The following is a 10624-nucleotide window of genomic DNA, read 5'->3' on the forward strand; positions in this document are numbered from 1 at the left end:
ACATAAGCCCGCTCGCCACACAAGCCCTGCAACCACATAAGCTCTGCGACCACACAAGCTCGCGTGCCACACGGGTTTGGCCAATCCCCGTATAATCACCGCTTTTCTCCAAGGCACCCTTCCCCGTGGGCAATAAACGCTACAGCTGCATCGGTCTGTATAACCCCAAATCCCCCGAAAACGTCGGCTCGGTCATGCGTGCCGCCGGCTGCTACGGCGTGGCCTCGGTGTTCTACACCGGCGTGCGTTACGAGCGCGCCCGGGACTTCATCACCGACACCAAGAAGGTCCACCACGATATTCCGTTGATCGGTATCGACGACCTGAAAAAGATCCTGCCACTGGGCTGCATCCCCGTCGCGGTGGAGCTGGTGGAAGGCGCCCGCCCCCTGCCCGAATACACCCATCCAGACCGCGCGCTGTATATCTTCGGCCCCGAAGATGGCTCGCTGGACAAAGAGATCCGCGACTGGTGTGAAGACGTCGTGTACATCCCAACCACCGGCTGCATGAACCTCGCCGCCACCGTCAACGTGGTGCTCTACGACCGTCTGGCCAAGGGCAACAACACCCGTTCGGGCCCCAAGTACTGATTTTTTGGGAACATCCGGCGCCTGCCAGCAGTCAGCTGCATACACTTGCCCTTGTTGGAGACAGACCATGAGCGACAGCAAAACCGTGCGACCTATCATCGAACACACGCCATTTGAAACCCAGCCCACACAAAATGTGCACGGTTGGGAACGCATCGGCTCGGTCGCCGGCGGCGTAATGATGGTCGGTAAAGGCCTGCGCCGTGGCGGGATTTTCGGTTTGATCCAGGTGGCAATCGGCGGCGTGGCGCTGGCTCGCGGCTTTACTGGCCACAGCTCGCTCAAGGACAAGCTCGAACAGGGCCGTCAAGAGATGAACAGCGTACGCACGAAGATCGAGCGTGCCGGTGCCGAGTTGAAAAACTTGAAGACCAAGGCTGAAGTGGCGGCTGAGAAGACCATCAAATAGTTAGACTCAACCACCATCAAATGTGGGAGGGGGCTTGCTCCCGATAGCAGAGCGTCAGTCACTACGCAAAGTGACTGAGCCACCGCTATCGGGAGCAAGCCCCCTCCTACATTTTGGCTTTGTGCAGGGCTTGGGCTCAGTGCAACAACTTCGAATCCAGCACCACCGACGACTCGCCGATGATGCTCTCGGCCAACTGCACAAACTCCGCCGTAGTAATGCTATTGGCCCGCATGACCGCCTGTGCGAGGTCATCCAGGGAACGCTTGTTGTGGGTTTTCACGCGGATCTCGCGGTCCAGCTCCTGCAACACCACCACCGCCCGTGACACCGTCGCGCCGCTGATATGTTCGCCGCGCAGGCTGCTCACGTCCTTGCCTTCCTTCACCAATCGCGCCTGGATCGCCTGGTACCGTTCATCGGTGATGCCGCCGGCACGGCGCAGCAGTTCGATGGCGTAGTACTCGCCCAGACCCTCGCTGATCCAGTCACTGGTGTCGTGATCATTGAAGCGCCCGATCGCCTGCACCACCTCGCGGATCAACGGGCTGCTGCCGTTTTCGGCGACCAGCGGCGTACGGCTGTTGAGGTAGATCGAGTCCCGCGCCGAGAACGCGCCACGGCGCATCGGGTCGCTGGCGCCCACCACCAACAACTTGGCCGGATGACGCGGGAACGCCGCTTCCACCTGTGGCCAGACGAACGTCAGCAAGGTCAGCACGTCCATGCGGCGCATGGCCTGGCCCTTGGGCGAGGCCACCGTCACTTCGCTCTCGCCCAGGCGTACCCGGCGGCTGCCCAGGTGACCGGCAAGCATCCAGCCGGTGGGGCGGTCGAACAGGCGCGAGACGTTATCAATACGGAATTTGTGCTTGCCGATGCGCGGCCAGGCGGTTTCGACACTTTTCCAGCCCGCCGGCAACTCGAACACCAGGCGCGAAACCAGCTCGACACCGTCCTGCTGGTCCAGGCGCGCGGGCGGCACCAGATCGTCGCCGCGAAACAGCGCCCAGCTCGGGGTCATGCGCGCCTCGTAAATGCCCGGTTTGCGCGCATGGGTGAGGCGTACGCGGTAGGTCAGGCTGGCCTTGCTGGCGCTGGGTTGCCACAAGCCCCGGTGCTCGCTGACGCTCCACTGGCCATCGGCCTTGAAGTCGCTGTAGTCACCGTCGTGGCCCAGGTCAAAGGTGAGGCTGCGCACCGCCGAGCCCTGGGACAGGCTCACGCGCACCTCGGCCTGGTCACTCTGGGGCAGGAGCTTGACGTGATAATCCAGGTCGACTTTTTTCGCGCACCACGCCGGCATGCTCATCGCCAGCACCATCAGCGCTGCCGCCAGCTTGAATCCCCGCCTCATACACACTCCTCGTTCAGCCCGCGCGGAAAATCAGGTAATCCTCCCAGTCGTCCTCGGGCACGCTGCCTTCGCTGAGCATGCGCCCGGACTGGGAAATGCGCTCGTGGTGCACGGCGTCGCGGTCGCCACAGACCAGGTGATGCCACAACGGCAGGTCTTTGCGCTCGCTGACCAAGCGATAGCCGCAGGTGGGCGGCAGCCATTTGAACTGATCGGCCTGGCCCGGCGTAAGCTGGATGCAGTCCGGCACCGAGGCGCGGCGGTTGGGGTAGTCGCTGCACTGGCAGGTTTTCAGGTCGAGCAGTTTGCAGGCGATACGCGTGTAATAGACGCTGTTGTCGTCCTCATCCTCAAGCTTTTGCAGGCAGCACAGGCCACAGCCGTCGCACAAAGACTCCCACTCCTCCTGATCGAGGTGTTCAAGGGTTTTGCGTATCCAGAAAGGTTCGACTTTGGCGGCCATGGCTCTACATCAGTATCGGTAGGTGAAAAGGCCGCCAGTCTAGTGCCCAAGCCCCTTATAACCAAGTGCTTACGACTGGCGGTGTAACAACACTTGTCAGTCTAGTGGCTGCGCAGTAGTTTTGAACGCCGAATTGACGATCAGGAACTGCTCATGACCCGTGTTGCCGACTATCCGATCCACCCCCAGTTCACCGACCGCTGGTCGCCTCGCGCGTTCACCGGCGAGAGCATCCCCCAGGAAACCCTGCTGAGCTTCTTCGAAGCCGCACGCTGGGCACCCTCGGCCTACAACTCGCAGCCTTGGCGTTTTCTGTATGCGCGCCGCGACACGCCGGACTGGGAACGCTTTCTGGGCCTGCTGAATGAATTCAACCGTAACTGGGCGCAGCATGTGTCGGCCCTGGTGATCATCGCTTCGAAAACCGACTTCATCGCCCCCGGCGCCACGGAAGAAACCCCGGCGCTGTGGCATACCTTCGACACGGGCTCGGCGTGGGGCCACCTGGCGCTGCAAGCCAGCCTCAGCGGCTGGCACACCCACGGCATGGCCGGCTTCGACCAGGAGCTGACCCGCAAAGAGCTGAAGATTCCAGAAGGTTACGCGCTGCACGCGGCCGTAGCCGTCGGCAAGCTGGGGGACAAATCGACCCTGCCCGAATACCTGCAAGGCCGTGAAGCGCCAAGCCCGCGCAAGCCGCTGAGCGAGCTGGTATCCGAGGGTGACTTCAGCCTCTGAGCCTGATGCCGTAAAAAATGTGGGAGGGGGCTTGCCCCCGATTGCGCAATGCCAGTCGCTACATGTGCTGACTGACCCACCGCTATCGGGGGCAAGCCCCCTCCCACATTTTGATCTTTGGTGTGTCAGTAGCCGCGCTCGAAGCTGACTTCCCCGCGCAAGGCTTGCTTGGCCTGATACGCGCGCACGTTTTCCAGGAACAGCTCCACCATCATCGGCGGCGAGGTCGGCGCAGAACTGTGCCCAGTCAGCAGCAGGCCCCAGGCCGTCCAGAACGGATGACGCTGCGGCAACGGCTCCTGGCGGCAGACATCGATCACTGCACCGGCCAGGTGCCCCTCTTTCAAGGCTTCGACCAGGTCGGCATCGACCACCGCCACACCACGCCCGACGTTGATGAACAAACCGCTTGGCTTGAATTGCTTGAACAGCGCAGCGTCGTACAGGTCATGGGTGTTCGGCGTATTGGGCAGCAGGTTGATCACGTAATCCACCTCCCCCACCAGCCGGCCCAGTTGGTCGAGCCCGGCCACTTCGAGAAACGGCGCCTGTTCCCGTGCGGTGCTGGCGATGCCGTACAGTTTGACGCCAAATGGCACGAGGAACTCGGCGACACGTTGGCCGATATCGCCGGTGCCGACGATCAGCACCTTGCGCCCCGCCAGGCTCTGGCCGGTGCGGCTGTCCCACTTGCGCTCGACTTGGCTGACCAGGCGCGCGAGCACTTCGCGCTCATGACCGAGCATGTAGGTGAGGACGAATTCGGCCATGACCTGGCCATAGATGCCGACCGCACGGGTCAGGCGATAGTCGCGTGGCAGGCCTTCGGCCAACAACGGCGTGATGCCAGCCCAGGTCGACTGCAGCCATTGCGGGCGATGCCCCTGGCGCAACAGCGTGGCCAGCAGGTCCGGCTGGCCCAGCCATACCGGGCAATCGGCGGCCAGGCGCGAGAGTTCGGCCGAGTCGCCGCTGGTGAGCACCTCAAGGTCCGGCGCCGCTTCGTTGAGCAGTTGGGCGTAAAGCGGGTGATCCTGTTCAGCAATCAGAACACGCATGGTTCAAACCTTTCAAAAACAGTGCAGACGGCCGCCCGCTTCCTTACGGCCACCGCCCACTAATACGATTTCAGTCAAACACGTGCCCCGGACAGGGCACGGACCCGATCACATCGGGTCGTTGCGACGCAGCAGCTCTTCGGGCAAGTGTTCGATGTACTCGTCCTCGGCCGGCGGCATTTGCAGGTGGTAGCCCTGCTTGTCAAGGTTTTCCAGGACCACCGTGATGTCTTCACGCGACAGCTTGCGCTCCGGCGTCAGGATCATCTCGAACGCCAGATGGGCCTTGCCGAACGCGGCCATCAACGGTTCCGGCACACGTTCCAGGGCGTCGCTCTTGAGCACGTAGAGGTACATGCCGTCTTTTTTCAGGCTGCGGTAGATGGAGCAAATACGTTTCAAGGCTGTTCTCCGGCAGTGGCCAGGCTGTCGAGCAGCGCCTGGCCCATCAACTCGCGGCGCCAGCCACGCAGCGAGTCTGGCAATTTATAAGGCCCATCGGGGTAGCCACTTTTAACCAGGGCTTCGAGGGTTTTCTTGCGCAGCATCAGTTCCGGCGCCATGTCGAGACGCTCGGCTTGCGCCTGGCCCAGGGCGCGCAGGTGCTTGATCAGCGTCGCGGCGTCTACCGGTAACGGCTCAGCCACGGCGGGCGGCCATTGGTCCATGGGGACGCTGCCGGCACGCTTGATCAGGTCGAGCAAAAACTGGCCATCCTGACGCACGGTGCGCGGGTGCATGTCTTCAATCTTGCCCAGGGCGACGAGGTTATCCGGCTGGGATTTGGCCAGGGGCCACAGCGAGTGTTCGCGAATGATGCGATTGCGCGGCAGGTCACGGGCCCGCGCCTGCTGCTCGCGCCAGGCGCACAGTTCGCGCAACACCGCGAGCTGGGCACGCGAGAGTTTCCACGCCAGTTTGGCGTCGCGGTACACCTCGTACGGGTCGACCTCGCGGCGCAGGTTGGCCACCAGTTCGGCGCCGTCTTCCAGCACCCAGGCGTATTTGTCTTCCGACAGCTGCGGACGCAGGCGTACGTAAACCTCGGCCAGGTGCAGCGCGTCTTCGGCGGCGTAGCTGATTTGCGTCTCGGACAATGGCCGCTGCAGCCAGTCGGAGCGGGTTTCGCCCTTGGGCAGTTCGATATCGAGCACGGCCTGCACCAGGCGCGAGTAGCCCATGGAGAACCCGAGGTTCAGGTAAGCGGCGGCCAATTGGGTGTCGAACAACGGCACCGGCAAGCTGCCGGTCAGGCGCAACAACACTTCCAGGTCTTCGCTGCAGGCGTGCACCACCTTGATCACCGCCGGGTTTTCCAGCAAGGCGGCCAAGGGTTGCCAGTTGTCGATGGTCAGGGGGTCGATCAGGTAAGCGCGTACGCCATCGCCGATCTGGATCAGCCCGGCAATGGGGTAAAAGGTGTCGACCCGCATGAATTCGGTGTCGAGGGCGACGAATGGCAACTGCTGCCATTCGGCGCAATGCTGGCCGAGGCTATCGTTGTCGCAGATCCAGTGAATATCGATGGCCACACGGCTCTCCCTTGAAGAATGGCGCGCAGTATATATCGCGAAAGGGGCTTGCGAGCATCCGCAGTGCACAGGCGACCATGAAAACTCAGACAGGATAAGAAGAATAGTCTGACAGTCAGGACTTAGCCTGCCTTACGCAGCACGTAGACGCGCCAGAGGCTGGAGCCTGGCATGAATTCCTGGTGATGAAGGATTTTGAAGCCAGCTTCACGGAACTCCCCCTCTACCGGGGTGCGTGCGGGCACCGAGACGATCACCGTGTCCCGGCTGACCCGGTGGAACTCCCGCAGCAACGCCAGGCGCCCGTCGCTGCTGGGCACATGACGAAACAACTCCAGGCAGAAGATGCAATCCACCGCATTCGCCGATAAACCAATGGAAAACGCCGAGCCCTGGAACGTCTTGACCCGTTTGAGCAATGACGCCGGGTGATGGGTAAGGGCGTGGTCGAGCATGTCCTGGGAGTTGTCCGAGGCCAGTACCACGCGGTTGACGTGTTCGGCCAACACCGGCCAGAAGCGTCCCGAGCCACAGGCCAGGTCCAGCACCAGGCCCGGTTCGCCGGCGACTTTCAGCGCCTGGCGCACCATCCATTCGTCGCGCCAGGAGGCCAGGCGCCGCCGCAACCCGGGCGGCCGGGTGTCACCGCAGACCCTGGCGTGCTCACGGTCACAGCGCTCGGCGTATTCAATCTCGATGGAAGAAGGAGGTTGTGGCGACATCACGGGCTCATATGAATAAACAGGTAGTGAACGACCTTGATCCGCAGCTTAACCACTGCAATGTCAAAAAAAGGTCGAAAGCCGCGCCCCCGGCATATTGTGGCAAGCGGGCTTGTTGAAGTGAGTGGGCATGTTGTGGCGAACGGGGCTTGTTGTGGTGAGCGGGCTTGTGTGGCGAGCGGGCTTGCCCGCGTTGGGGCGCGAAGCGGCCCTGAAACCATTCACCGCAGTTCTGTCTGAACGGACGGAGCGGCCTGATTGGGGCGGCTGCGCCACCCAACGCGGGCAAGCCCGCTCGCCACACCAAGTCCGCTCGCCACACAAGCCCGCTTGCCACAAGAAGCCCGCTCGCCACGCCGTTCACTTACGCCTGGTGCAGGTACCAGCGCCAATCCTGCTCGCCCACCTCGCCCATGAATTGGCGGTATTCGGCGCGTTTTACCGCCAGGTACACGCCGAGAAACTCGGGGCCGAATGCCTCCCGGGCCCAGCTGGAACCTTCGAGCGCGCGCAAAGTGGTGAGCCAGTCGGTGGGCAGCAATTCCTTGGCCTGGGCATACCCGTTGCCTTGCACCGGGGCGCCGGGGTCAAGTTGTTCACGGATGCCGCGGTGGATACCGGCGAGGATCGCGGCCGCCGCGAGGTAGGGGTTGGCGTCGGCGCCGCAGATGCGGTGTTCGATATGCCGCGAATAGGCCGGGCCGCCGGGCACGCGCAGGCTCACGGTGCGGTTGTCCACGCCCCAGGTGGCGGCCAGCGGCGCATAGCTGTTGGTCTGGAAGCGCCGATAGGAGTTGGCGTTGGGGCAGAACAGCAGCAACGAATCGAGCAACGTGCTGAGCATGCCGCCCACCGCCTGGCGCAGCAACGGCGTGCCGTCGGTGGCCTCACTGGCGAACAGGTTATTGCCCTCGGCGTCCGCCAGGCTCACGTGCATATGCATGCCGGTGCCGGCCAGGTCATCGAACGGCTTGGCCATGAAGCAGGCTGTCATCCCGTGCTTGTGCGCCACGCCTTTGACCAGGCGCTTGTAGCGCACGGCTTCGTCCATGGCCTGCAACGCATCAGCGCGGTGCTCCAGAGTGATCTCGACCTGGCCCGGGGCGTATTCGGAGATGGCCGTGCGTGCCGGGATGCCTTGAAGCTTGCAGGCGCTGTACAAATCGGCGAGAAACGGCTCGATCTGCTCCAGCTCGCGCAGGCCGTAGACCTGGGTCGAGCGTGGGCGCCCACCATCCATGTCCCGTGCCGGTTGCGGGCGGCCGTTGCCGTCGGGTTTCTGGTCGAGCAGGTAGAACTCCAGCTCCGCCGCCATCACCGGGTAATAGCCGTCGGCCTGCAGCCCTTCAATCACCTTGGCGAGCAAGTGCCGAGGGTCGGCCACGGTGGCGGGCAGGCCTTCGGTGGGGTGCATGCTGACCTGCACGGCTGCGGTCGGTATCAGCCGCCACGGCATGCGCTGCAAACTGCCGCTGATCGGGTAGGCGCGGCAGTCGATATCGCCCACCTCCCACACCAGCCCGGAGTTTTCCACGTCATCGCCATTGATGGTCAGGCCGAGGATGGTGCTGGGCAACGGCCGGCCGCTTGCATACACCGCCAAGAGTTCGTCGCGGTGCAGCAACTTGCCACGCGGCACGCCGTTGTTGTCGAGGATAAACAGCTCGAACAGCTCGATGTCCGGGTTTTGGTCGAGGAAGGATTGGGCTTCGTGCAGGCAGGCAAAAACACTCATGGGCATTCTCATTCGTCGGTGTGAGGCAGGCGCGCAGACGCGCGCCATCCAGGGGATGGATCAACGCAGGAATGAGGTATCTGGTGGGCGTGCGTGCCGGCAGTGGAACAGGGCCCAGAACGCGAGATCGGACGGCAGTGTCGCGGGGTGAGTGTCGAGAGAGCCGTCCATGCGGGAATCACAGTGCTAGAGATAACCACCAGCGTCACACGCCCGCATAGGGGGTTAAATTCAGGGTTGACGGAGTTTGGTTGCAACCTGGCTAAACATTCACGGCCCTTGCCAGCTGGCTGCCCTGCTGGAAATAATGACCGCCCCCGAGCATGCCCCAAGGACTCGACCGCATGAAAACAACAATAACCCTGTGCGTACTGGCGAGCCTGGCAACCACTGCCCTGGCCGACACCGCGCCCTCGCGCCTGGACGAAGTGCTGCAGCGCGGCACGCTGACCGTCTGCACCACCGGCGACTACAAGCCCTACACCTCGCTGCGCGCCGATGGCAGTTATGAAGGCATCGACATTGCCATGGCCGAGTCCCTGGCCAAGAGCCTCAACGCCAGGATCACCTGGGTGCCCACCACCTGGAAAAGCCTGATGCCGGACTTCCTCGCCCAGCGCTGCGATATCGCCGTCGGCGGTATTTCGGTGTCGCTGGAACGCCAGAAAAAAGCCTTCTTCAGCCAGGCCCTGGGGGTCGACGGCAAGATCCCGCTGGTGCGTTGCGCCGATGTGCAGCGCTACCAGACGGTCGAGCAGATCAACCAGCCCCAGGTGCGCGTGATCGAACCGGCGGGCGGCACCAACGAAGTCTTTGCCCGCGCCCACCTGGGCCAGGCGCAGATCCGCCTGCATGACAACGTGACCATCTTCGACGAACTGCTGGCGGGCAAGGCCGACGTGATGATCACCGACGCCAGCGAAGCGCGTTATCAACAAAAGCAGAAGCCCGGGCTGTGTGCGGTGAACCCGGAGCGGCAGATGCAGTACAGCGAGAAAGCCTTCCTGCTGCCCCGCGATGACGTGGCGTGGAAGAGCTATGTCGACCAGTGGTTGCACCTGAGCGTGGCCACCGGGGTGTACGACGGCATCGTCAATCAATGGTTGGCGGCGCCCTGAGCCACAGCCGTCTACGCTCTGGTCACACCAATAACAATGAGGGACGGGTCATGAAGGGATTGCTCCGCATCACGTGGCTGCTGCTGTTGTGTTTCAGCCAGGTGCACGCCGCCACAACGCAGGACGAGGACGCCGAGGCGGCCAAGGCCTTGCTGGAAAAAGCCCTGGCCTACTACCAGAGCAACGGTGACAAGGCGTTTGCCGCGTTCAGCCGCCAGGGCGAGTTTATCGACCAGGACCGCTATGTGTTCGTGGTCGATACCCGTGGGGTGCTGCTGGCGAGTGGCGGGCCCTCCGCCGCGTTGATCGGCCGTGACGTGAGCGAAGTGTTGGGAGCGGATTTACGCCAATCGTTCAAGGAGGCGCTCAGCGTGCCGGAGGGCCAGGGCATTCAGCAGGCCGATTACCGTTGGCAGAACTGGAACGATGGCAAGGTGGAGCACAAGCATGTGTTTTACCAGCGGGTGGGCGAGCGGATCCTGGCGGTGGGTTACTACCTGCCCCGGGCGACGCCGGAACAGGCGCGGGCGTTGCGTAACAAGGCGGTGAATGCGCTGCTCAAGGATGAGGTGGGTACGCTCAAGGCCATCAACTCATTGCAGGGTGGGTTTCTGCAGGATGACTTGTATGTGTTTGTGGTGGATCTCAGGACTCAGCGCTATGTGGCGCATGGGACTAACTTGCGGCTGATCAATACTGACTTTGGCAAGGTCAAGGACCCTGACGGTAAACCGGTGGGGGAGCCGATTCTCAAGCTGATGGGGGAGCAGGACCAGGGGGAGTACAAGTATCGCTGGAGAAATCCGGTGACGGATAGGGTTGAGAATAAACATGCCTATGTGCGTAAGGCGGGGCATTTTATGGTGGCTGTGGGGTATTACAGTCCTTGAGGGTTGGGG

General features: G+C 62.7%; 12 protein-coding genes. 5 read left to right on the plus strand and 7 right to left on the minus strand.

What is annotated here, in order from left to right; translation table 11 throughout:
- Window positions 1-125: 125 nt before the first annotated feature.
- A complete protein-coding gene (locus tag GIW02_RS26285; protein ID WP_003189607.1) occupies window positions 126-593 on the plus strand; it encodes an RNA methyltransferase in 468 nt (155 codons plus the stop codon).
- A gap of 67 nt (window positions 594-660) precedes the next feature.
- A complete protein-coding gene (locus tag GIW02_RS26290) occupies window positions 661-1002 on the plus strand; it encodes a YgaP family membrane protein (protein WP_236419127.1) in 342 nt (113 codons plus the stop codon).
- A gap of 136 nt (window positions 1003-1138) precedes the next feature.
- Here GIW02_RS26290 and GIW02_RS26295 read toward each other — a convergent pair whose 3' ends face one another.
- Together GIW02_RS26295 and GIW02_RS26300 are read right to left on the minus strand one after the other, a co-directional pair.
- Window positions 1139-2359 carry a hypothetical protein gene (locus GIW02_RS26295; protein WP_236419129.1) on the minus strand — a complete coding sequence of 407 codons (1221 nt, stop codon included), beginning with the start codon at window positions 2357-2359 and terminating at the stop codon, window positions 1139-1141.
- A 13-nt stretch (window positions 2360-2372) separates the two neighbouring features.
- Complete coding sequence (locus tag GIW02_RS26300) at window positions 2373-2822, minus strand: YcgN family cysteine cluster protein (protein ID WP_065950524.1); 450 nt, start codon at window positions 2820-2822, stop codon at window positions 2373-2375.
- 153 nt (window positions 2823-2975) lie between these two features.
- Here GIW02_RS26300 and GIW02_RS26305 point away from each other — a divergent pair, with 153 nt between their 5' ends.
- Entirely contained in the window at window positions 2976-3560 is a 585-nt protein-coding gene (locus GIW02_RS26305) for a nitroreductase family protein (protein WP_236419131.1), read from the plus strand.
- Window positions 3561-3685: 125 nt separating this feature from the next.
- On the opposite strand, the gene GIW02_RS26310 is transcribed toward GIW02_RS26305, so the two are convergent.
- From GIW02_RS26310 to GIW02_RS26330, 5 genes are all read right to left on the minus strand, one after another.
- Window positions 3686-4618, minus strand: a complete 933-nt coding sequence (locus GIW02_RS26310; RefSeq protein ID WP_236419133.1) for a D-2-hydroxyacid dehydrogenase — start codon at window positions 4616-4618, stop codon at window positions 3686-3688.
- A 108-nt stretch (window positions 4619-4726) separates the two neighbouring features.
- The gene (locus GIW02_RS26315) at window positions 4727-5020 is read right to left on the minus strand and encodes a YcgL domain-containing protein (RefSeq protein ID WP_056857316.1); all 294 of its coding nucleotides are present in this window, start codon (window positions 5018-5020) and stop codon (window positions 4727-4729) included.
- Entirely contained in the window at window positions 5017-6150 is a 1134-nt protein-coding gene (gene rnd / locus GIW02_RS26320; RefSeq protein ID WP_236419134.1) for a ribonuclease D, read from the minus strand. The genes GIW02_RS26315 and rnd overlap by 4 nt, the downstream gene beginning before the upstream one ends.
- A 122-nt stretch (window positions 6151-6272) precedes the next feature.
- On the minus strand, window positions 6273-6872 hold the full coding sequence (locus GIW02_RS26325; RefSeq protein WP_236419135.1) for a class I SAM-dependent methyltransferase: 600 nt from the start codon (window positions 6870-6872) through the stop codon (window positions 6273-6275).
- Window positions 6873-7236: 364 nt separating this feature from the next.
- Entirely contained in the window at window positions 7237-8607 is a 1371-nt protein-coding gene (locus GIW02_RS26330) for a glutamine synthetase family protein (protein WP_236419817.1), read from the minus strand.
- 344 nt (window positions 8608-8951) lie between these two features.
- Here GIW02_RS26330 and GIW02_RS26335 point away from each other — a divergent pair, with 344 nt between their 5' ends.
- Together GIW02_RS26335 and GIW02_RS26340 are read left to right on the plus strand one after the other, a co-directional pair.
- On the plus strand, window positions 8952-9725 hold the full coding sequence (locus GIW02_RS26335) for a transporter substrate-binding domain-containing protein (protein WP_236419819.1): 774 nt from the start codon (window positions 8952-8954) through the stop codon (window positions 9723-9725).
- A 50-nt stretch (window positions 9726-9775) separates the two neighbouring features.
- Window positions 9776-10615, plus strand: a complete 840-nt coding sequence (locus tag GIW02_RS26340) for a cache domain-containing protein (protein WP_236419821.1) — start codon at window positions 9776-9778, stop codon at window positions 10613-10615.
- Window positions 10616-10624 lie beyond the last annotated feature (9 nt).

The organism is Pseudomonas syringae (assembly GCF_021606685.1).
GTDB lineage: Bacteria > Pseudomonadota > Gammaproteobacteria > Pseudomonadales > Pseudomonadaceae > Aquipseudomonas > Aquipseudomonas syringae_R.